This is a genomic window from Gilliamella sp. B2969 (assembly GCF_026536195.1).
GTDB lineage: Bacteria > Pseudomonadota > Gammaproteobacteria > Enterobacterales > Orbaceae > Gilliamella.
Map to the genome: position 1 here is coordinate 131,878 of NZ_JAFNOP010000003.1, position 24,187 is coordinate 156,064.

Annotated in this window: 19 protein-coding genes; 8 read left to right on the plus strand and 11 right to left on the minus strand. The window is 29.6% G+C overall.

Going from position 1 to position 24,187, the window contains the following annotated elements:
- Nucleotides 1-3: 3 nt before the first annotated feature.
- The 3 genes from J3U66_RS03615 to J3U66_RS03625 form a co-directional block, all read right to left on the minus strand.
- Nucleotides 4-1,914: an ATP-dependent DNA helicase gene (locus J3U66_RS03615; protein WP_267343792.1), complete on the minus strand. Its 1,911-nt coding sequence runs from the start codon at nt 1,912-1,914 to the stop codon at nt 4-6.
- Nucleotides 1,915-2,246: 332 nt separating this feature from the next.
- Nucleotides 2,247-3,218, minus strand: a complete 972-nt coding sequence (locus J3U66_RS03620) for a glycosyltransferase family 8 protein (protein ID WP_267333161.1) — start codon at nt 3,216-3,218, stop codon at nt 2,247-2,249.
- An 11-nt stretch (nt 3,219-3,229) separates the two neighbouring features.
- Nucleotides 3,230-4,207 (minus strand): glycosyltransferase family 8 protein, encoded by a 978-nt coding sequence (locus tag J3U66_RS03625; protein WP_267348002.1) that lies wholly within the window; start codon nt 4,205-4,207, stop codon nt 3,230-3,232.
- Between the two features lie 132 nt (nt 4,208-4,339).
- Here J3U66_RS03625 and J3U66_RS03630 point away from each other — a divergent pair, with 132 nt between their 5' ends.
- The gene (locus tag J3U66_RS03630) at nt 4,340-5,299 is read left to right on the plus strand and encodes a glycosyltransferase family 8 protein (protein ID WP_267348003.1); all 960 of its coding nucleotides are present in this window, start codon (nt 4,340-4,342) and stop codon (nt 5,297-5,299) included.
- A 44-nt stretch (nt 5,300-5,343) separates the two neighbouring features.
- Here the strand turns inward: J3U66_RS03630 and J3U66_RS12885 are convergent, their stop codons facing one another.
- The 3 genes from J3U66_RS12885 to J3U66_RS03640 all read right to left on the minus strand — a co-directional run bounded on the left by J3U66_RS12885 (nt 5,344) and on the right by J3U66_RS03640 (nt 10,145).
- Nucleotides 5,344-5,670: a glycosyltransferase family 9 protein gene (locus J3U66_RS12885; RefSeq protein ID WP_416379716.1), complete on the minus strand. Its 327-nt coding sequence runs from the start codon at nt 5,668-5,670 to the stop codon at nt 5,344-5,346.
- Between the two features lie 811 nt (nt 5,671-6,481).
- Nucleotides 6,482-7,666, minus strand: a complete 1,185-nt coding sequence (locus J3U66_RS03635) for a glycosyltransferase family 9 protein (protein WP_267348004.1) — start codon at nt 7,664-7,666, stop codon at nt 6,482-6,484.
- 190 nt (nt 7,667-7,856) lie between these two features.
- Nucleotides 7,857-10,145: a glycosyltransferase gene (locus J3U66_RS03640; RefSeq protein WP_267348005.1), complete on the minus strand. Its 2,289-nt coding sequence runs from the start codon at nt 10,143-10,145 to the stop codon at nt 7,857-7,859.
- 189 nt (nt 10,146-10,334) lie between these two features.
- On the opposite strand from J3U66_RS03640, the gene rfbB reads away from it, so the two are divergent.
- From rfbB to J3U66_RS03665, 5 genes are read left to right on the plus strand one after another with little or no spacing between them, the layout of a single operon-like run.
- Nucleotides 10,335-11,399: a dTDP-glucose 4,6-dehydratase gene (gene rfbB, locus J3U66_RS03645; RefSeq protein ID WP_267348006.1), complete on the plus strand. Its 1,065-nt coding sequence runs from the start codon at nt 10,335-10,337 to the stop codon at nt 11,397-11,399.
- 11 nt (nt 11,400-11,410) lie between these two features.
- Nucleotides 11,411-12,271, plus strand: coding sequence for a glucose-1-phosphate thymidylyltransferase RfbA (gene rfbA / locus J3U66_RS03650; protein ID WP_267333168.1), 861 nt, complete (start codon nt 11,411-11,413; stop codon nt 12,269-12,271).
- 11 nt (nt 12,272-12,282) lie between these two features.
- The gene (gene rfbC, locus J3U66_RS03655; RefSeq protein WP_267333169.1) at nt 12,283-12,813 is read left to right on the plus strand and encodes a dTDP-4-dehydrorhamnose 3,5-epimerase; all 531 of its coding nucleotides are present in this window, start codon (nt 12,283-12,285) and stop codon (nt 12,811-12,813) included.
- A gap of 9 nt (nt 12,814-12,822) precedes the next feature.
- Complete coding sequence (rfbD, locus tag J3U66_RS03660; RefSeq protein WP_267348008.1) at nt 12,823-13,686, plus strand: dTDP-4-dehydrorhamnose reductase; 864 nt, start codon at nt 12,823-12,825, stop codon at nt 13,684-13,686.
- A gap of 16 nt (nt 13,687-13,702) precedes the next feature.
- Entirely contained in the window at nt 13,703-14,707 is a 1,005-nt protein-coding gene (locus J3U66_RS03665) for a hypothetical protein (RefSeq protein ID WP_267348009.1), read from the plus strand.
- 11 nt (nt 14,708-14,718) lie between these two features.
- Here the strand turns inward: J3U66_RS03665 and J3U66_RS03670 are convergent, their stop codons facing one another.
- Complete coding sequence (locus J3U66_RS03670) at nt 14,719-15,741, minus strand: glycosyltransferase (RefSeq protein ID WP_267348011.1); 1,023 nt, start codon at nt 15,739-15,741, stop codon at nt 14,719-14,721.
- 215 nt (nt 15,742-15,956) lie between these two features.
- Here J3U66_RS03670 and msbA (J3U66_RS03675) point away from each other — a divergent pair, with 215 nt between their 5' ends.
- Together msbA (J3U66_RS03675) and msbA (J3U66_RS03680) are read left to right on the plus strand one after the other, a co-directional pair.
- Nucleotides 15,957-17,696 carry a lipid A export permease/ATP-binding protein MsbA gene (gene msbA, locus J3U66_RS03675; protein ID WP_267348013.1) on the plus strand — a complete coding sequence of 580 codons (1,740 nt, stop codon included), beginning with the start codon at nt 15,957-15,959 and terminating at the stop codon, nt 17,694-17,696.
- 10 nt (nt 17,697-17,706) lie between these two features.
- On the plus strand, nt 17,707-19,479 hold the full coding sequence (msbA, locus tag J3U66_RS03680; protein ID WP_267348015.1) for a lipid A export permease/ATP-binding protein MsbA: 1,773 nt from the start codon (nt 17,707-17,709) through the stop codon (nt 19,477-19,479).
- A gap of 157 nt (nt 19,480-19,636) precedes the next feature.
- Here msbA (J3U66_RS03680) and J3U66_RS03685 read toward each other — a convergent pair whose 3' ends face one another.
- The 4 genes from J3U66_RS03685 to J3U66_RS03700 form a co-directional block, all read right to left on the minus strand.
- Nucleotides 19,637-21,016, minus strand: coding sequence for a hypothetical protein (locus J3U66_RS03685; protein WP_267348016.1), 1,380 nt, complete (start codon nt 21,014-21,016; stop codon nt 19,637-19,639).
- 270 nt (nt 21,017-21,286) lie between these two features.
- Nucleotides 21,287-22,528 (minus strand): sigma 54-interacting transcriptional regulator, encoded by a 1,242-nt coding sequence (locus tag J3U66_RS03690; RefSeq protein ID WP_267333176.1) that lies wholly within the window; start codon nt 22,526-22,528, stop codon nt 21,287-21,289.
- Nucleotides 22,509-23,552 carry a beta-N-acetylhexosaminidase gene (gene nagZ / locus J3U66_RS03695; protein ID WP_267343775.1) on the minus strand — a complete coding sequence of 348 codons (1,044 nt, stop codon included), beginning with the start codon at nt 23,550-23,552 and terminating at the stop codon, nt 22,509-22,511. Before nagZ ends, J3U66_RS03690 begins: the two co-directional genes overlap by 20 nt.
- On the minus strand, nt 23,552-24,187 hold the full coding sequence (locus J3U66_RS03700) for a penicillin-binding protein activator LpoB (RefSeq protein ID WP_267348017.1): 636 nt from the start codon (nt 24,185-24,187) through the stop codon (nt 23,552-23,554). The genes nagZ and J3U66_RS03700 overlap by 1 nt, the downstream gene beginning before the upstream one ends.

Sequence of the window (24,187 nt, forward strand, 5' to 3'; positions counted from 1 at the left end):
TTTTTATCCGTTAACTTTTTTTAATAAAAATTCTTTAACCTTGTTTATATCACGTGTTCTTGGTGATGGTGGTAAACTGTTAATAAATGTTGCACCATAAGGTCGCATAACTAAACGATTATCACAGATTATAATTGCACCGCGATCATTATGATGACGAATTAATCGCCCTACGCCCTGTTTTAAAGTAATCACCGCTTCAGGTAACTGCACTTCGTTGAAGGCATCACCACCTTGCATTTGACAATCTTCCATACGCGCTTTAATTAACGGATCATCAGGTGATGTAAAAGGGAGTTTGTCAATAATAACACAAGACAAAGTATCTCCCCTAACATCAATTCCTTCCCAAAAACTACTTGTTGCAATTAATAGTGCATTACCACTGTGGATAAACTGATCTAACAATTTGATTTTACTGGTTTCACCTTGTACTAAAACAGGTAGTTTTGTCAATTCTCGAAACTGTTTAGCTAAAGCATGCATCATTGCATATGAAGTGCATAAAAAGAAGCAACGCCCTTTGTTTGCTTCTATGACTGGCAATAAGATATCAACTAATTTTTCAGCATTCCCTTGTTCATTTGGCGATGGAATATAACGAGGTACACATAAAACCGTTTGATGTATATAATCAAAAGGACTTTCTAAAATAAGTGAATCGGCATCGGTTAAACCTAAACGTTTAGTAAAATAATCTAATTGATTATTGACAGAAAGCGTTGCTGAAGTAAAAATCCAACTGCCTTTACGTTCTGCTAATAGTTCTGTAAATTTATCCGCCACCGATAATGGCGTTAAAGCAAAAACAAAATAGTTATAACTACTTTCATACCAATAACTGAATCCTGTTACATCGGTTTGCTGTAATCGCTTTAATAACATGCTGTATTGACCGACTCTTTCAAAACAGTTATCTAATGTTGAAGAACGTCCAACAGCTAGTTGCAATACTTCATGACAAAAAGTTAACGCATCAATGAGATAAGATAATTCTTTTTTAACGTCTTCTTGATGAAATAAATAACGCAAATTACCTTTTGGCGATTGCTGATTAATTGCTAGACGTAAATCTTGAGTACATTTTTGTAATTTATCTGCACATTGTTGTAGTTGCGACATATCTTTTACTTCAGTGCGATAAGTGAGGTTAATTTCTTTAGCAAGATCAAAAAGTTGACGACTAGTCAATTGTTGGCCAAAATAGTGACAAGCCAGATCCGGCAATTGATGAGCTTCATCAAAAATCATAACATCGGCTTTAGGAATCAATTCGCCAAATCCCGTGTCTTTTACAACAACATCAGCCAAAAAGAGATGATGATTAACTACAACTACATCAGCATTTAACGCTCGTTTACGGGCTTTAACAACATAACAATCATTATAATGTTCACAATCACTTCCTAAGCAATTATCATTAGTGCTGGTTAATAATGGCCAAATCAGATTGTCTTCAGTTACAGTTGTACATTTGCTAATATCACCATCTTTAGTTTTAATCGACCAATTTTTAACACGGGCTAAGTCAACCCTTAACGTTTTATCAAGGTCCCCCGCGGCAGCATATTGATGATATAAACGTTCCAAACAAAGATAATTAGCTCGACCTTTAAGCAATGCTATTTTACCAGTAAAATTTAACGCCTTTTTGATAATTGGCAAATCTTTACTATATAACTGTTCTTGAAGATTTTTTGATCCAGTAGATAGAATAACTTTTTTATCACTACGAAGAGCGGGAACAAGATAAGCAAAAGTTTTACCGGTTCCTGTGCCAGCTTCAACCACAAGAGAGCGTTGTTTTTTTATTGATTCCGAGACTTTATTGGCCATATTGCGCTGCGGCTCTCTTGCCACAAAACCATCTATTGCTTTCGCCAGTAAACCATTCTCGGCAAAATCATCAACCACTTAACATGCACCTACTAATGAATAAGATAAGTTCAACACATCAATAAAATTAAGAAAAATATTTCAGGAATAACGTCAGAATAAAATGATTTCATCATCAAAATTATGATGGATTTATTGTAACTGAATTGAACAACTAACGACTAAAATAAGTTGTATACTATACCAGTAACCACCGAAAAAAGATATATCTAACCATGGTCGGTAATAGATACGCTATTTTAATATAATAAAATATATAACTATTACTCACTCATCGAATAACCATAAAAAAATCAACTTTTAAAACTGTAATCCTGATTTACCGTTAAAACCAATAAAAAAATAGCATATTATTTTTTTAATTTTGTTTTTAAATAAATAAGATAATGTTTAATTCCCGCCAAATATTTTTTTTGCTTGAACATCAACCGAGAGTATGCCCGAATTGATGAGGTCTTTTTATTGTTATAGGGGATTAAAGAGGCATTTTTCCATGGTGATTTTTCTAAATAATAATCAAATAATTTAGATCGATAAGGTTCATGCCAAGGTTTATTTTTAGTAATGTAATGAATTATTACCGTATTGTCTGGCACCATAGCATCTTCATTTCCATTAATTGATAATGCTAATAGATTATTAAATCTATTTTCTAATATCACTCTTCGTTCACCTATAGCAATATTTAATACATCTTGGTCTGGAAATTGGTATTTTTTACCACTATTTAATAATTGTAATGTTTTAGAGGTAATATTTTCCTGACACCATAACGGAATATTAATTAACATAACACCTGAATTAAAATAAGAACCAAAGGCAATATTATATTTAACGCATTGAGACTCTTGCATATAAGCGACATCGGCAACAGCAGCAATAATTGCCGAATCTAAATTAGTTTCATTGATAAATTCCAAAGACTTAAGACAAAGTGTATCACTATCAATATAAAGTAATCTGTCAGTGACATGTTTCAAAATCATAGGGGCAATTAATCGAACACATGCAGAAATTGGAAATTGCTCTGTATTTTTATGATCAACTTGAAAATGATCATTGATAACATATTCAGTTATATTAACGTTATTAGAGTTTATTGAAGCAAATTTTTTTCTATTTTCATCTGAAATACTGTGTGTAAACAAATGAAAATGAAGCTGATATTTTTTATTATTTTCGATAACTGAAATAATATTTACACCAGCAGGTAAGGCATAATTATCATCAAAACATAAAAGAATATGTAATACATCTTCATTGTTAATAAAGTTAGATAATAATTCATTTTTTGTAGTAATAAATTTATCAACATCAATCACAAAATAAACCTTTAGTGTTTTTTAAAAGCTTTATGTTTTAAATACAATAAATAATATTTGAAAGCTGAAAAATATTTATGCTCCTTAGCAAGCATTTTGGCATAACGCCTTGTTGTCGACGGTGCATTCTCATTGGCTAGTAATAGTTTATCATTTGCCCAAGGTGATAATAACAGATACTGTTGATAAAGTGGCGTTAGATACAATCGATACCAAGGTTTATTGCCGGTAACATAATGAATAATAACAGAACGTTGTCCAACTAAATCATCCTCTTTTCCACCAACAGTGAGTGCAGTGATATTATTAAATCGTCGAGGTAAAAATACTGTTTTACCTTTCATTAAAATGTTCAATACATCCTGATCAGCAAACTTATAGACTTTACCGCTATTTATCATAGTAAATGCTTTATCGGTTAAGTTGTTTTCTACCCACATATCTGTATTGATATAAATCATACCCGCATTAAAATATTCGCCATAAGTAATATTACATGCAGTGCTCTGTTTTTCTTGAGTCTTATCTACATCAGGCACCACAGCTGCATATTTATTATTTAAATCTGTATTGATTAATTCATTAAGATTATCAGTGCAAAGCACATCACAATCTAAATATAACACTCGAGAAGTCACTTTGTTCAAAATTTGAGGAACAACAAAGCGCAAACAAGTCGATGCTGACACATGTAAAACCAATGTGTCGGGATTAATTGAAAAATCATCACTAATTTCGTAATAAATGATAGAAACATTTGTTTTTTTTAATTCATTAAATTTTAGAATTTTTTCATTTGAAACATGATTACCAAATAAGTGGAAAACTAGATTTTTATCGGGGTTATTTACTATCACTGATGACATTGCAATGCCAGCCGGCATAGCATAGTTATCATCAAAACAAAAAGCGATGTGCAAAGTGGGTAAAGATTCGAGGGTATTGTTGAATAATGTTGTCATTTTACTGACAAAAAGATTTTCTTTCATCTTATACTGTTTTTTAGGTTATGGAGAAATAACTAAAAATATTGTAACATACCTTAATCTAAACTATGAATATATAATTAATTTTATAATTTAATAACTGAATGAAGTGAACTATATAAAGTAAAATCCAATATGGACAAAGAAATTATCAACATTGCTTATTGTACAGACTCCAACTATATTGAACATGTAGGTGTATCGATTACCTCTATTATTCTTAATAATCTGAATAATAACATTCAGTTTCATGTTTTTTTATATGATGTTTCTCTAGAAGAACAAACAAAGCTACAACAAATTTGCCCATCAATAACACTTTATCAGATCCCAAAAAATGAATTAAATAAATATTCAGAAAATCAAAATAAGAAAATAAAACATATCAATCAATCAATGTATATACGCTTATCTGTACCAAGATTGTTACAAGGTATAGTTGATAAGTTTATTTATTTAGATGCTGATACGTTATGTTTTACCGACATATCTAAAATATTAGATACTAATTTAAACTCTGTAGTTTGTGCCGTCACCCATGACTCCTTAAACAAACAAAACATGTTAAATCAAAATAAAAGGCTTGGGTTAACCACTGAAAACTATTTTAATTCCGGTTTTCTATATATTAATATTGATAACTGGATGAAGTTTGATACTGAAAATAAAAGCAACAAAATATTATTATCGTTTGAACAAGATAATTTAATTTATCCGGATCAAGATGCACTAAACATTGTGTTACAAAATCAAGTTACTTATATAGATCCTAAATGGAATTATTTATTTACTTGGATGAAAGATAATCAAAAAGAGACATTTTTCTACAATAAAGAATCTTTACCATACATCATTCATTTCACTGGAGCAAGGAAGATCTGGTATCAAGAACACACCGGTCTTGCGCAAAACGTTTATAATTTTTATAAACACTTTACCCCTTGGGCAAATACTCCTCTTAAAAGTTATAAGCATAAAATGCGGATTAATGATTACCGTATTTATGCTAAAAAATCTATAAAAAATAAAAAAATATTTAATGGATTAAAATATTTTTTTATTTATATATCCTTGAAAATAAAAAAACAATCTTAAGTTAATTAAATATATTTGTTTATAGTAGTTATTAATTTGTCAGACTAAATTTTATCGATACTGTTAATATAGAAAACTATTTGTTTACTGTTTTTATTATTTGAAGACCATATATCTTTATTTATTTGAAACTCAAGATTTAGACAATGCCTTTTTATATAATATTTATCTAAAAATAAATCTTGCTGCAAATATTTATAATTACTGAATTGTCTGCTATAAAAAGACTTTAAATTTTTTGAATCTACAGGCAAAGGTTCCATATAAATTGAAATACATTTAGTCGAAAAAGCCGAAGCTAAATGTACAATAGGCGTATCAACGCTGATGACTAAATCCGCTTTTTTTACTAAAGGGATAACATCCGTGATAGAATGTGATTAAAATTTAACCGACTATTTAATGGATAATTTTTTAAAATTATTACCTTGACCAATAATTATAATTTTATATTCAGGATATTTATTATCAAAAAAATAACATCATTGCTTAATTTGATTCTCTGATAAACAGCGATAAAATGATCCACCATAAGGATTGATTACGAGAAATTTACTTTTAGGTTTAACTTACTGATTGATAAAACTATTACCTTTTTTTTGTTTTTGAGAATCAATAAATACATTATAATCAAATGAATCAAAATTTATGTTAAGGTAACTAAGATAATACTTTAATTGATTAGTTACATGAGCTTTTGATTCATAGTAAGGTAAAGAAATATTAAATGATTTCATGTTACTTTTATTGTAACTGAGTAAATTAGATGTTCTTATAAAACAACAGTATAATAAATGCTTTAAATCTAACTTCCTATGAAATCTTACATCAATAGCAAAATCAAATTAATGTTTTCTAACAAGTTTAGTTGTTCTTATCAATTCAAAAAAGTTCCTATCATTATATAATAAAGTTTGAGATATATAGGGATTATTATTTATAATCTCTAAACTTGTTTTTCTTGAGGAGACAAAAACTTTGTAACCTGCTTTTGATAATGATCGAATAAATGGTGTTGTGACAATCATATCGCCAATACAATCATTTCTCATCACAAATACATTTCTGACTACCTTAAGATTTAGTTTAGATTTTCTTTCGAAAAATAAAAACATTAAAAAAGAAATAAATTTTAACTTAATAAAATACTTTAATTTTTTAAAGGAAAAATTACGTTTCCAATTAATCTGCCGAAATTTTTGTTTCGAATTTCTCAAAATCAGTCCTACTATTTAAAGCTTTATTTAACTCTAATTTTTCTAATTCTTCTTTTAATTTCTCAATAACAACGCTTGGATCAAGATTTGCAATAGGATCACCCAGCCCTGTACCAAGATTATCTGCTGTGAATATCTGCAAAGCATTGGAGTAATTAGGTCCCCATACAAAGTTATTAACAAATTTATTATCAATTATTCGATTGTTATATATACAAAGCATTTTTTTATCATATATCGATGAAACATGTACAATCGAAGTATCAACCGTAATGACCAATGTTGCAAACTTAATCAAAGCTACAGTTTCAAAAAAGGAAGTTAATGGGTTGATGATGATATTTTTTTGGGGCTCAATATGTTTTATTTTATTAGGCTCTCCAACTATTATTGTTACACAATTATTATATTGAGATAGAAAAGATAAAATAGTTTCAATTTGTTTATCTGAAAAACTTCTTGCTACATTTGAACCATAAGGATTGAAAATAATAATATTCTTACCTAATGATAAATAGGAGCTAATAAAAGCTTCTACAGAATTATGAGCCTCAATAGGTATGTTTACATAATATTTGATTAAATCAGTTTCAATATTTAAGAGTTGTAAGATCTTTTGACTTCTTATTGAAATGTGCGAAGTGTATTGATTATAAAAAATAGATGTATCATACAATTTATTTTTTTCTTGATTAAAACCAATAGAATGTACAGGATTAATGGCTAAAATTATTTGAGAACGTCTTAAACTATTATGCCCTTTATCGACAAGGTCAATAGCAACATCAATATTTAAACCATTAAGCTGTTTTCGAAATTGTTTTATACCTTTCTTTTTATCATACAATAGGACACCATCAACAGTAATAAATTTTTCAAATAGAAATGCAATTCTTTTTTCGACCACAACATATACTTTCAATCCATTTCCTCGTAAAGATTTAATCAAATAAGAGGTAACGATGGCATCACCAATACCTTGATCATTCATTAAAATTACAGCAAAATGGTATTGTTCTGGATTTAGTGCAGTCCTTTCTTTTTTTTTTCGATTCAACAATGCTAACTTAATGTATGATTTTATTCTTTTAATTAATAAGTTGCGCTGTCTATTTAGAAATTTTGCACATACTAGTAATTTTTTTATCATTCCTACTATAACCTATAATACAAAATTTAAGTTTATAAATTCATCTTAACAGAGTTTGGCACATAAGCATTTTGAATATAAAAACAAGAAAACTCAGATTAAAAAATATTTCAAAGGAAATAAAATATCAATAAATTATTTTTAATTGAACTGAATAATATCAGTTCAATTGAATATAACAAATCTAAATTTATTTTCTTGATTGTTTCCACAAATAATTAATATCTAAACCAGAAATAAAATCAGAAATTGCTCTTGGATTGTTCATTAATAAAGGATCTAATTTTAATACCCAACTAATATCTTTAGTTCGTTCTGTTTGTGCTCCAATATCAAAAATTATTGTCGGTATTTTTAATGATAAAGCTATTGATAAAGTGTAAGAAAAAGTCTCTTCCCATATACTTGGTAACAAAATTAAATCTGGAGAAATTTCCCTTAACTTATTTATACACTCATTATCATTTTCATATTTACCTGTAACCGTTACACCATTAGTTTTCATTACATGTTGATCACCAGAATTTGAAAATCCAACTAAATAATAAGATAAATTTAAATTTCTATTTTTAGCATCAATTGCTAACGTTGACAATATTTGAGACCCTTTTTCAACACTAAGAGCTCCAATAGAAGCTATTTTTATCATACCTGTATCTTTTTTCCTTTCTGCAGGTAAAATATCCCCAATAGTATTTAAATGAGGAACAACATCAATATCTAAATTAGGAAAATCTGTTAAAATTATATCCCTCGTACGATATGAAGGTGCTTCAATCTTACAACAGCTATTAAAAAATTGAGTGTAAACTTTTTTTCGCTCACAAGCATCTGTAAGATTCATAGCATAATCATCTGATATTTTGTTCACGTTAGCCCAGAGATTTCTTTTATCTAAAGAAGGAATTCCTTCATACAAATATTCAGGACTAAGTAACTTATAATCATGTGACATACAAGCATAATCGTGAATAATAAATTTATATTTTAAGCCCGATTGTGAAAAAAACGACAATAATTTCTGATGATGATACCAATCAAGCCCAGCAAAACTATTTATATGAACTAAATCAGGCTGGAGAGTGTTAAAAAACAACTTTAAAAAACTCAAATCACAAGCCAATGACAAATTTTTAATATTTGGAAGAATAAACTGACCATATTCGTTAGCATAAATAGAATAACGGTTTTTATCATGAACTTTTAATAAAATACAACAAATATCTTCACTAGAATAGTGTTTTATTACTTGCTCTAGATAAGTATTAATACCGCCATCCCATGCATGAGATAAAATAACGATACATTTTCGATTTCCTATTTTATTTTTTATCCTAGCAATATCTAAATTACGTCTCAAAATAGACATTGGATCAACATTTAAAAAGTGATGAATCAGATTAAGATAATTAGGATGTTTTAATTTTAATGCATTTTCTCCTTTCTTCATATTTTCGGCTTTGATTGCTGAAAAAGATACAGAACCAACATGAAAAACAAAGACATCTCCAATAACAATATTTTTGAATCCCGCATGTATAGCTCTCATACAAAAATCATTTTCTTCTCCATATCCAACTTTAAATTGAATATCATCTAGCGCACCAATCTTTTCAATTGCAGTACGTCTCATATAAAAACAAAAACCGACACCAGTTGGTACCTCTATATATACTCCCTTATTTATGTTAGATGCTAACTTATCTAACTCATTAGGTAAGATTTCAAGATTTTCTTTATTATCTTGACATGTAAAAGGATAACTGCATATAGTTGCATTATTAGACATTGGAGTAATTGTTGCAATTGACTCATCCTGATCTGCGTATTGAATCATACGATCAAACCATCCGTCAAAAACAAAAGCATCTGAATTGAGAAGTATTACATCTAAATTATGGGACAAATTGGCAATTGCAAAATTTATTGTTTTAACAAAACCTAAGTTTTCTTTATTAAAATGATAATCAAATAAACCTTTTTCAGATAACTCTTCAAGCTTTTTATTTAATTTTTCATCTGGTCCCGAATCATTAATAACTAACAAGCTATATTGATCACATCCTCTACTTTTTAATGCTTGATAAATAGAACATAGAGTTTCATCAAATCCTTTATAGACAGGAAGTATCACTACACAACGAGTTGTTGATGTAAAAATCGCAGAATCAACTTGATCCCAATCTTGTTCTAGTGGTGCTACGGGTGTAAACCAAAGAGAATGAAATGATTCGACAACATCCTGCTCACTTGGTATCTTATTTTCATTAACTAATGAAATAATATTTTTTTTAATAGGTAATCTTTTAGAGGAAATTCTAATACCAAATAAAGAAATAGTTTTATGTGTCTCATTTCTTTTTATAACTAGTACTTTTTTCAAAAAAGTCTGTTTGTTGGGATAGAACACCCTTTTATATATTGTAATACCTAAGAACTTCACTCTGATCGCTTTTGGAGATTGTATTCGTTTAATCATTTCCTTTAATACCATTTTTGCTTTTTTACTTATATAGTATAACCTAATATAACCTAAAATTTACATTGTTAAAATAAAAATAAATCTATGTTAAGATATGGTAATATGCAATAATTGAAATTTAAATTTTCTTACTAATGTATATTACTCAGTCTATTGATTTTATATAAAATACATCTTGGAATAAACATGAAAATACTAATCACAGGTGGTGCTGGTTTTATTGGTTCTGCAGTTGTACGCCATATAATAAAAGAAACCCAAAATGAAATACTCGTCATTGATAAATTAACTTATGCTGGTAATTTAGAATCATTAAATATGGTTTTTGATAATCCTCGTTTTCATTTTCAACAAATAGATATATGTGACAGGAATCACGTTGAAAAAACTATAAATAATTTTGAACCTAACATAATTATGCATTTAGCAGCAGAAAGCCATGTTGATCGTTCAATTGATAACCCAGATTCATTCATTAAAACGAATATAATTGGTACTTATACTATTCTAGAAGCATCTTTAAACTATTGGAAAAATCTAGATAGAATTAAAAAACAACACTTTCGTTTTCATCATATTTCAACCGATGAAGTATATGGAGATTTACAGGGAACGGAAGGTTTATTTACTGAAAATACGCCCTATTCACCAAGTAGCCCCTATTCTGCGTCCAAAGCCTCTAGCGATCATTTAGTGCGAGCATGGTACAGAACCTTTGGTCTTCCCGTTGTTATAACAAATTGTTCTAATAATTATGGTCCTTATCATTTCCCTGAAAAATTAATTCCACTCATGATACTAAATGCTCTTGAAGGAAAACTTTTGCCTGTTTATGGAAATGGTACACAAATAAGAGACTGGCTTTATGTAGAGGATCATGCTAGAGCTCTATACCTTGTAGCGACTCAAGCAAAAATTGGCGAAACATATAATATTGGCGGGCATAATGAGAAAAAAAATATTGACGTAATAAATATTATTTGTAAATTGCTTGAGGAATTAGCCCCCAATAAACCTAAAGGTGTTAAATCTTATAAAGATCTTATTTCTTACGTTCCTGATAGACCAGGACATGATCAACGTTATGCTATTGATGCATCAAAAATATATAAAGATTTAGGATGGAAACCTATTGAAACTTTTGAAAGCGGTATGAGAAAAACTGTAAACTGGTATCTTGATAATTCTCAGTGGTGCCAAAATATTAAAAATGGTTCTTATATAAGAACTCGCCAAGGTTTAATAGCTTAAAGGAATTAATTATGAAAGGTATAATACTTGCTGGTGGTTCTGGAACTCGTTTGTATCCAATAACACGAGGGATATCAAAACAATTATTACCCATATATGACAAACCAATGATTTATTATCCGCTATCTACACTTATGTTAGCAGGTATCAAAGATATATTAATTATTACAACCCCCGAAGATTTACCAAGTTTTCAAAGATTGTTAGGAAATGGTTCACGATTTGGGATTAAACTAAGTTACGCGGAACAACCAAAACCAGAAGGTTTAGCTCAAGCTTTTTTAATAGGTGAATCTTTTATTAAGCGAAAGCGCTGCGCATTGATTTTAGGTGATAACTTGTTTTTTGGTGAAAGTTTTGGTAAAAAATTAGAAAAAGCAATATGTAAGAAACAAGGAGCAACAGTTTTTGGTTATCAAGTAGTAGATCCTGAGCGATTTGGTGTTGTAGATTTTGATGAAAACTTCAAAGTATTATCTATTGAAGAAAAACCGTTAAAACCAAAATCAAATTGGGCTGTTACTGGACTTTATTTTTATGATGAAAATGTTGTTGATATGGCAAGAAAAGTTAAGCCATCAGAAAGAGGTGAATTAGAAATAACGACACTCAACCAAATGTATTTAAACGAAGGACTTTTAAATGTTGAGATCTTGGGAAGAGGTTTTGCTTGGTTAGATACAGGCACCTACGACAGTTTACTTGAAGCATCATCATTTGTGCAAATCATAGAGAAAAGGCAAGGACTAAAAGTAGCTTGTTTAGAAGAGATTGCTTATCGTAAGGGTTGGTTAAGTACGGATGAGTTAAAGAATGAAGCAGCTAATTTAAATAAAACATCTTATGGAAAATATTTAGATAAACTAATATAGTAGGTAAAAAAATGGAAGTGATTGACACAAGTATTTCTGATGTAAAAATTATTAAACCGAAAATATTTGGTGATGAAAGAGGTTTTTTCTTAGAGACATTCGAGCAAAAGCGTTACCAAGAAAGATTAGGTGAAGAATTAGTATTTGTACAAGATAATCACTCACGATCTCAAAAAGGAGTACTACGAGGACTTCATTTTCAAAATAAAAATCCTCAAGGAAAATTAGTCAGAGTAGTTAGAGGTGAAGTTTATGATGTCGCTGTAGATATTCGAAAAGAATCAATAACATATGGTAAGTGGTTTGGAACAATATTATCTGAAGAAAATAAAAAACAATTATGGATTCCACCAGGTCTAGCTCATGGTTTTGTTGTTTTATCTGATATCGCAGATTTCGAATATAAATGTACAAACTATTATGACCCGAAATCCGAAGAATGCTTATTGTGGAATGACCCAACAATTAATATTGAATGGCCAATATCAAACCCAATATTATCAAATAAAGACAAGTTAGGTAAAATGTTGACGGAGTTATAATAAAAATTTATGAAAGTATTGTTAACTGGCGCTAATGGTCAATTAGGTCATTGTTTTAGAGACATTTTTCCAGTTGATTGGCAATTAATTTCAACTGACAAAGAACAATTAAATATTACAGATAGTTTAGCTGTAGATGCTTTTATTTTTAAAAATAATCCTGATGCAATAGTGAATGCAGCAGCATATACTGCAGTGGATAACGCAGAAGATGATTATGAATTAGCTAATAAAATCAATGTGTTAGGGCCAAAAAATCTAGCCATATCAGCCAAAAAATATAATGCTAAACTTATCCATATTTCAACTGATTATGTTTTTGATGGCACAAAAAAATCACCTTATTTAGAAACAGATTCTACAAACCCTATTAATGTATATGGTAGAACAAAACGCGATGGAGAGTCTATAGTATTGCAATATGATAGTTCCTCTATAGTAATCAGAACATCATGGGTCTTTAGTGAATATGGAAAAAACTTTGTTAAGACAATGTTACAACTTTCTGGTAAAAAAGAAGAATTATCAATTGTTGAGGATCAAATTGGTAATCCTACCTATGCAGGTGATATTGCTAAAATGATAATTGCTGTACTGACCGAAAATATTAATGGTGGAATTTATCATTATTGTGGAAACAATTCTACTTCGTGGTATTTATTTGCGAACCAAATTTTTAAATCTGCCTTTAAGTTAGGAAAAATAAATCGTATTCCAAGAATTTACCCTACTAATACTGAATCTTTTCCTACTAAAGCAAAAAGACCTCTATATTCGGTATTAGATATGAAAAAATTAAAAGAATACAATTTAACAGCTTCTAATTGGAAGAAACAATTAGATTTTTGCATTTCAAAAATTGACCTTAATTAAAAGTTTGAGCTAATTTATGACTATTTTTTTTGCTGAATGGAATGCTGAATATGAAAAATATATGATCAATACATGGCAACAAAACACTGATGTTGTTCTCAACAATAAATTAATGAAACATTTTAGAGACATAAATTTAACATTATATAAAAGGCATATCCCTCGAAAATGGTTTATTAAACTGAGCAAATATATAAAATTAAGGAAATTAAAAAATGAAGATATTTTAGTTTGTAATGGTTTTAGTATTTGTGGTTTTATTGATTTAGTAAAAACGGTCCAATGTCATCGAGTGCTAATAATTCGTGATACTATAGATGTGCTGAACAATGCAATGAAAGTTAAAAAAAAATGGATGCTTCGAAATGAAGATTACATAGAAAAGATAATTCCTTATTTTGATAGAATTTATAGCTTTGATTTTGATGATTGTAAAAAATATAATTTTGTATATTTAAATCAATTTTTGCCTTTTTCATTTGCGGAGATGAAGAGATTAAGAGATTCGATAAGTGCTAATAAACATAATAAAAAGATTTGTTATTTTATTGGTGAATATTGGGATGATAGAGCTAAAATTATTGATTCAATAGCTCCCCTGCTCAACAAAAATAATTGCTTTACTGATTTTAATTTAATTAACTATAATTGTGAAGAAAAGCCTAATCTCAGTCAAAATTTACAATACTATAACATCTGTCATAAAATTAGCTATTTTGAGAATATTGAAAAAGCAAAACATTCAGATATCATTTTGGAAATTACTCAAAAAGGACAAACGGGAATAACTTTACGTGCTATTGAAGCTATTTTACTTAATAAAAAACTAATAACAAATAATAAATCTATAAAAAATTATGATTTTTATTCAAAGGATCAAGTTTTTATCTTAGATGATAATGAAAATCTCAATAATTTCCTAAAGTCTGATTTTAAGCCAGTACCAATAAACAATTTATATAAATATAGTTCTGATGCGATGTTAGAAACAATTAAAAATACTTTCATAAGTAATATATAATTTGCATCTACTCAATGTATTTTCAATTTTTTAAAATAATACTTCAAATAACAGATTATCCCTGCAATTATCTTTTTTTGGTGGAACTCATGCTTAGCACAATACCTCATTTGTGTAGAAGAACTAGCTGATAATAATGGTTCCTTATCCCATGGAGAGTGGGCTTTTACATTTAGAAAGTAGGATGAACAATTGTAATTTTTAGCCCATTTATGCCATGGTTTCGTTGGTCCAATATAGTGAATGAATATAGTATCCTCAGTGATAGGGTTATATTGTGCCGCATTTAAATGATATTTTAGTTCATAATTAATATTTACTTGTTGATTATATTTTCTATCTAAATAACTAACTTTTTCTAGCAATAAAAGATTTAACACATCTTGGTCTAAGTGAGTTAGTTTTTTTGATATTTCAGTATCATTTAATAATAATAATGCTTTATCATTAATATTGTATTCTTGCCAATTATTTAAGTTTATAAATAAAAATCCTGCATTGAAATAACCCGATACTAGCTTATTTTGATTGAGTCTTTGAGCGCATTTAGTCCACCAAATAGAATCCTTTTCAGCAACAACATAAGCAATAATTGATTCTAAATTCAAATGAAACAAATCATGTAAAGAACCTTTGCATATAATATCAGCATCAAGATACAAAATCTTGTCAATTTTAGCATAGAAAAAATCTGCTATAATAAATCTGAAATAAGTTGCTATTGTCCAATTTTTGGTTGTTGGAAGGTTGATTAAGGTACTATCATCTACTAAATAAATAGTTACATTAGTATTGTATGTGGTTACAAGTTCCTTCAATTTTTTTTGAAACTTATCATCCAAGTGATTAGTAAAAATATGAAATGAAAATGAAGATGCTGAATTCGCTAGCAAAATAGAAGTAATAGAAACAACACACCCTAAGGTAAAATTATTGTCAATACCATATGCAATATTCAAATTATCTTCTTTGATGTGATTTAAACTACCTATAATAATTTTTTCTTTTATGATGGTATTTTCATTAAAATACATTGTCAATTTTCCATAGTTTTATCAATGGTAAAAACAAATTAATATTGATTTTTTTTATAAAAAATTCAATTAATAGATAATTAATCAATCAAAATTAACTAATATTTATTTATTATATAAAAATATTCTTTCTATAAAAACAAAAATACAATATTTTTTCATATCTGTTACTAATATAGTATAATGCTCTGTACAACTAATTAAGTAATTTTATCATGTCAACTAAATATAATTCATTAAATACCATTAAGCAATTATGGCCATTTATAAGCCCATATAAAAAAGCATTGATTTTTGCAGTTATTGCTCTTTTATTAAATGCTGCAACTGATGCAACAATGATATCGTTAACAAAACCTCTTTTAGATAATGGTTTAATGGATAAAAATTATGAATTATTAATTGTTATTGCTGTTGCTATTATTGGTCTAATTGCACTGCGTGGAATATCCAATTACACTTCAACATATTGTCTTTCATGGCTTTCAGGGAAAGTAGTAGCTAAATTTAGACAATTAATTTTTGATCATTTAATTAAAACTCCTATAAGTTTTCATTCTAAAAATGCTATTGGTGAACTAGTTACCGTAATTACGTTTAATACACAATTATTATCAAAAGCTTCATCTGACGCCCTAATTATCTTAGTACGAGAAATAACTTATGCTATTGGATTATGTGTAGTGATGTTTTATGGTAACTGGAAACTTGCTTTAGTATTAATTGTCATAGTACCTTTTGTGATTTTTGTAGCACAATATATAGCAAAAAAATTTCGATATGCACTTGTTTCAATGCAAAAAGGTGTTGGTAGCATTACAACAGCTACAGATGAAATGTTAAAAGGTCATAAAGAAATCTTAATTTTAAATGCTCAAAATTATGAAAAAAATAATTTTTATGCAATTAATACCTTGTTCAGAAAAGGTATTTTAAAAATAGTATTAGTCTCTGGATTATCTACTCCTATTATACAACTTATTGCCACACTAGCATTAGGCTTCATTTTGTATCTTGTAGCTACACAAACGTTAGATATTACGCCAGGTTCATTTACAGTTGTTTTTTCAGCAATGGTTGCAGTAATGAGGCCATTAAGAGAATTAACTAGTGTTCATCTTGAATTGCAAAAAGGTGCCGTTGCATGTGAATCATTATTTAAATTATTAAGTACTCCAATAGAGGAAGATCAAGGAAAAATTGAAGCCAAGCAAATTGAAGGTTATATCGAATTTCGCCATGTAACTTTTAGTTATCCAACAATAACTACACCATCATTAATTGATATTTGTTTTAAAATAAAAAAAGGAGAAAAAATTGCTTTAGTGGGGCGTTCAGGTGCTGGAAAATCAACAATTGCGAATTTATTACCTCGATTTTATGATATTAACACAGGTGAAATATTGATTGACTCTATAAACATAAAAAATTACACACTAGATTCATTACGTAGACAAATTGGGTATGTCTCTCAACAGGTTCATTTATTTAATACGACTATTGCTGACAATATAGCTTATGGAGCAAAAAATCAATATAGCAGAGAAGATATTATTAATGCGGCAAAATTATCAAATGCAATGGAGTTTATTGAGAAACTAGAAAAAGGTTTAGATACAGAAGTAGGAGATAATGGTATTCTATTGTCTGGAGGACAGCGGCAACGCATTGCAATAGCTAGGGTTTTGCTTCGCAATAATCCAATTTTAATTTTTGATGAGGCAACATCAGCTTTAGATAATGAATCCGAACGTCTTGTACAAGAAGCAATTGAACATTTGCAGAAAAATCGTACATCAATCATTATTGCACATCGCTTATCAACAATTGAACATGCAGATCGTATTTTAGTAATTGATAATGGTAAAATAGTGGAACAAGGAACGCACCAAATCTTATTAGCCCAAAAAGGGATATACGCCCATATGTATCAACTTCAATTTAACTCTCAATAACCATATAATTATGAAGAAAAAAAACATTCAATCAGATAGCAATAACATTGATCAAGATTCATCAACTTGGAGTACTTTCTCCCAGTTATTACCATATATAGCTAAACATAAATTTATTCTTTTTTTATCTATCATACTACTTATAATTAGTGCTTTTGCGGATACATCACTTATTGCATTATTACAACCATTACTAGATAGAGGATTTGTTGAAAATGATCAACATTTTTTATTAATGGCTCCATTTTATATTTTTGGTTTAGTTTTATTACGCGGCGCTACAAATTATAGCTACTCTTTCTTTCTGTCTATAGTTTCAACTAAAATTGTTTTAAACATTAGACAACAACTTTTCAACCATTTTGTTGATGCACCCGTTAGTTATTATGATCAAAATTCTACAGGAAGATTGTTATCTCGAATTACTTATGACACAGAGCAAATTGCGTCATCATCGTCAGATGCTTTAATAACAATTGTGCGCGAATCAGCATTAATATGCGGCTTATTTTATACAATGTTCTATAACAGCTGGCAGTTATCACTATCACTTATTATTGTTACTCCAATAGTTATTGGTTTAATTACATTTGTATCAATAAAATTTCGCAAACTATCAAAAAACATACAGAATTCTATGGGTAATGTTACAATGTCCGTGGAACAAATGTTGAAAGGATATCGTGAAATTATTCTTTTTAGCGCACAAGATGAAGAATCAAAAAATTTTGATAAAGTTAATAATAAATTTAGAAGAGATACTATGAGACTTGTATCCGTATCTGCTTTATCTACCCCTATTATTCAACTAGTTATCTCATTTGCTATTGCATTCGTTTTATTGATGGCAAGTAATCCCGGTTTGAATATAACTCCCGGACAATTTACTGTGGTTTTCTCATCACTTGTAGCTCTAATGCAGCCTATAAAAAGTTTGACTAGTGTCAATGCTGATTTTCAAAAAGGTATGGCTGCTTGCCAAACTCTATTCGCTATTTTTAAACAACCAATTGAAGTAAATAATGGCAATATTAATATTGATAGAGTAAAAGGTGACATCGAATTCAAGCACGTTAGTTTTACATATGAGACTAAACAAAAAGCCGCTTTATGTGATATTTGTTTTTCGGTAAAAGCAGGAGAAACAATAGCATTAGTGGGGCGCTCCGGTTCAGGGAAAACAACTATAAGTAATTTAATTCCACGATTTTATGATATAACACAAGGTGAAATATTAATTGACAATCATAATATTAAAGATTTTACTTTACACTGCTTACGTAATCAAATAGGCTTAGTATCTCAAAACGTACATTTGTTCAACGATACTATAGCTAGCAATATAGCTTATGGGAATATTGAAAACTACTCTCAGAAACAAATAGAAGAAGCAGCCAAAAAAGCTAATGCATATGATTTCATAATTAATCTTGAAAAAGGATTCGAAACAATAGTCGGTGAAAATGGAATACTATTATCTGGTGGACAACGACAACGAATAGCAATAGCTAGAGCCTTATTAAGAGATACACCAATTCTTATACTAGATGAAGCGACGTCTGCATTGGACACAGAATCAGAAAAATTAATCCAAAAAGCTTTGGAAGATATTCAAAAAGGGAGGACTTCCCTCGTTATTGCTCACCGTTTAACTACTATCGAAAAAGCAGATAAAATTTTAGTTATTGAAGACGGAAAAATTATTGAACAAGGTAATCATAAAACATTACTCAAAGAAAACAAAGTATATGCATCATTATATTATGGAAAAATATCTCATTAAAAAAAATGATTTTTTGATAACAAACTGAGTGAGCTAAAAAAACATGGTAATTATTTTCACATCCCCCCCTAACCGGCAAAACCATAAACAATCTACTGGTAAAATACAGTATTTTTTGGCAAATATATTGAAAGACATGTTTACTTAACGATTGGAGCTAAAAATCCACTTTTTTGTTATATAAACTTTTTATCTTTCTTGCCAATCTCTTAACAAAAGTATTTTTATACTTTAAATATTTGTTTTGTAACTTATCATATGAAAAAGATAATTGATTAAAATCATTAAGAAGTTGGTCTTTATTTAATAATAAAAGATTATAGTTTTCTAAAAGTTTTATTTTTTCTGAAACTAAATCAGCATTCAGTTCTGTCAAAGTGTTATTGTTAAATAATAATTCATTGTATTTTGATGAAGTTATATTATTTTCAGATATGAGATAATTATTATGTTCAATTAGATTATTAATTTTAATAGATAAATCATTAAATCTGGCTTGAAAGTCTTTATGTTCGCTTAATAAATTATTATATCCATTATAATACTGTTTAATTGATTTAACTATTTGTGACTCACACATTATCTTTTGTTTATCTTCTGAACTAAGAGGCTTGAATATACGCTCTTGCTTTGATGCTTTTATAATATTATTTATATAAAAATCTAAACAATACTTTTTTGAAGTTTGGTTCTTAATGTTATGCACATCTTTTTCTGCCTTAGAAAAACCAGAAATAATTTCATTAACAATTTCTTGTGCTGAAATTACCCTTCTACAGCACCGTCCAGAATAATTAAACGTTTCGGCTTTACTATAATTATCTATAGAAAGCCACCCGATTCCACCAAAATGATCATAACAATAGACAGGTGTTGCTCCAGCAATTGCATATTGTACTGTTTTTCCAATTGTAACAACAGCATCAACATTTTGAATTAGCTCTGGTGTTACACGTTTAATATCACCTCTAGCACCAATATGAATTACATCTATTTCATATTCATTTTTTAATATTTCCATTGCATCTAAAATTTCTTGAGGTGGATGATTACTGACAAGTAATATTTTTTGTAGAGTAAATTGAGCTTTGAATTTATCTTTAAAAAATTCAGATGGGGCTGCATTAAATAAGATCTCACTAATATCTCTAGGTAAACCTAAATGACATAATTGATTGAACGTTTCTATGCTATTAGCAAATATCTTATCTGCAAATAGTCTTTCTGCATATAGACCAAGGCTTTCCATGTATTCATAAGGAGATAAATGAGTAAAAATAAAAAAAGTATTAGTATTAAAATTATTTATATACTCATTGACAAGAATTGGAAGAACCTGATGTTGAGACCAAACAATATCATAATTAAAAGGATCAGGTAATTCATCAGTAGTTAATAAATTAATACCGGCTTCTTTTACTGTTTCGAGAACCGGATTACCTATATAGTTTGAAACAATATCAACGATATAGTTATTTTTTTTAAAACACTCAGCAACTTCTAACGCAACGATTTCTGAACCGCCAAAATTTGCCATATGGTTAGTACATATTAATACGCTTGACATATAGAAAACATACTCCAAATGTGATAATACAATACAAATTGTATCATGTTAGAAACACAAAATAAAAAGCCGATCACAGAGAATGCAATTATTAATAGTATTTTATTCATTATATATAATAATACATAAAAAAAACTTAATTAGGTAATTTCAAAAATTATTTCATCAATGATTATATTTCAATATGTTGGTATAGTTGAGACCTTACTATAAAAAACAAATCTATAATTTCTAGAATAACTACCGCCCTATACCATAATCCCTAAGCTTATTGGCAATCGCAGTATGTGATACGCCTAATCGTTTGGCCAATTTTCTTGAGCTTGGATATTGATCATACAATTTTAATAAGATCTCTTTTTCAAATTGTTTGGTTATTTCATCGAGTGTCTTATTCTCGATATTATCGAAATTAGACAATTTTGATGAAGTTTGCATTGGTAGTTCAATATCTTTTATTGTTAATTTAGAGCACGCTAATTGAGACAATGCAGAATATAAGATATTTTTGAGTTGCCGAACATTTCCAGGCCATGAGTAACTTGATAAATAATCAAAAACTTCATTATCAATCTCAGGAGGATTGATTCCTTGCTTGTCTGCAAATTCATTGACAAAAATCTTGGTTAAAGGAGCGATATCTTCTTTACGCTCTTGCAATGAAGGTAGGTGCAATGAAAGGACATTGAGCCGGTAATACAAATCTTTTCTAAATTTACCTTGCTCAACTAAATCGGCTAAATCTACTTTTGTTGCACAAATAATACGGACATCAACATAAACTTCATTATCATCACCTACACGACGAAAATAGCCATCATTGATAAAACGTAGTAATTTAGTTTGCATTTGAAATGACATTTCATCTATGCCATCAAGCAAAACTGAGCCACCATTCGCTTGCTCAAAAAAACCTTTTTTACTTTCAATTGCGCCTGGATAAGCACCGGCTGCATGACCATACAATTCACTTTCAACCACTTCATCGGGCATCGCTGCACAGTTTAATGCAAGGAAAGTTTGATCACCTCGTGCACTATACTGGTGACAAGCGTTGGCAAGCAGGTCCTTTCCGGTACCCGTTTCACCAGAAATGAGAAGCGGTTCTCTTTGCATTGAAAAAGCTTTTGCTTGTTTAATAAGTTTTTGCATTACAACACTTTGAGTGGCAAAAATAGCAAACGCATGATGATTAACTACTTTAATTTTTGACAAGTGTTTTTTTAAGTATTCAATAGACTGAACAATAAAGACGATTTTTGATGATTCCACGACTTTTTGTAATAAAAAGTACTGAGAATTTAAAACAATAATTAAGTCGTCTTGTTGTTCTAATTCATCGAGATGTTTAAGATTAAAAATAATCTGATAATCAAATGGTTGATTTAATATTAACGACGTTGAACCAAATAGCTCTATTGCCTTGTCATTATATGCAATGAGTTGCTGGTTATGATTAATTTCAATGATGGCGGCTTGCATAATCTGCCCACTTCTCGTTTAGTCTCATTAAATTTACATGACGACGTTGCCAATCATGGCTTGTCTTCAAATCTTTATTAGTAATTTTGCTGTCAGCCAGTAACAGTTTGGCTTTACTTGTAGTTAAAGGCTGTGTTTTATTTAAAACGTCTAATTGCTCTAAAATAGACAATGTTCCTTGACGATTATTACAGGCTAAAAGTAAATCACAACCGGCCAATAATGCTGCTTGAGCACGCTGCGCATGGTTACCCAAGATGGACGCTCCTTCCATCGATAAATCATCAGAAAAAATCACACCATTAAAATGCAGTTGCTGGCGAAGGACTGTTTTGAGCCAATAAGGAGAACCACTGGCAGGTTTATCATCAAAAGCTGGATAAATTACATGTGCTGGCATAATTGCATCAAGTTTGTTATCGGCAATAAGTTTGGCAAAAATCTGCATATCTTGCTCTATTGATGATTTGTCACGGTGATCAATTGGTGTTTCTTTGTGTGAATCAGCAATCACATGACCATGCCCCGGAAAGTGCTTGCCAGTTGTTTTCATACCAGCACTGTGCATTCCATCAATCATTGCAGAAGCAATTTGATAAGCGATATTGACATCTTCATGAAATGAGCGTGTTCCAATTGCTAAGCAATCATGACCTAAATCTAATACTGGTGCATAGCTAAGGTCGATATCAAAAGCCATAAGCTCTGTAGCAAGCATCCAACCGGCATCAAATGCCAAGGATTTAGCTTGAGGTAACGCATTTAGAGCGGCAAAAGATTGCGCAGGAGGAATAATAGTAAAGCCCTGTTTAAAACGTTGAACTCGCCCACCTTCATGATCAACAGATATTAATAAACGCTCTGATGAGACAGCTCGAATCTGATTAATTAAATCACTCAATTGTGCTGGATCTTGATAATTACGGCCAAATAAGATCACTCCAGCAACTAATGGATTTTGCAGAAGTTTTTTATCATCTTCACTTAATGATATACCTTCAACATCAATTAACAACGGCCCCATTATTTAGTTTCCCCTTGGGTTGAAGAAACCGATGATGACGAATTTTGTTGTTGAGGGAAATCTTTTGATGTTACGCGAGTTAAGATTTCACCAGTTTGCGTTGACAGTAACTCCATAGAAAGATTAGCATCATTGTTGTCTGTCGGCATTTTATTAATCGTAGTAAATAACACATAACCCGCATTGATAGATTTCGCTAAGCCTATCATTTTACTACGTGAAACCAGTTTATCATCAGCAGAAATACCCAACGCTTGTTTTGCTTGGATGATAGATTGCTTATCAGCAATAACAAAAAGATTTTGTTTATTCATTAAGCTGTGCAATGTTTCATCAATCTGATTTTTTGCTAAATAATCACCACTACGATTCTGAATATCACTAATCAGCAAAACTTTATTACCATCAATTGAAGATGAGGATTGCAATATTTTATGCACAAACGGTGACAATATACTATTCCAATCAGTTGATTTCACAATTGATGGCGGCGTCTCAATCACATCAGTATTATTTACTTGCGAGTCTTCAACCGGTGGTTTTATTTCAATAGGTTTAGTTTGACTAAAAATCTGACAACCAGCTAAGATAAAACTTAATGCACCAATAATGACAACATGCTTGATCTGTTTCAT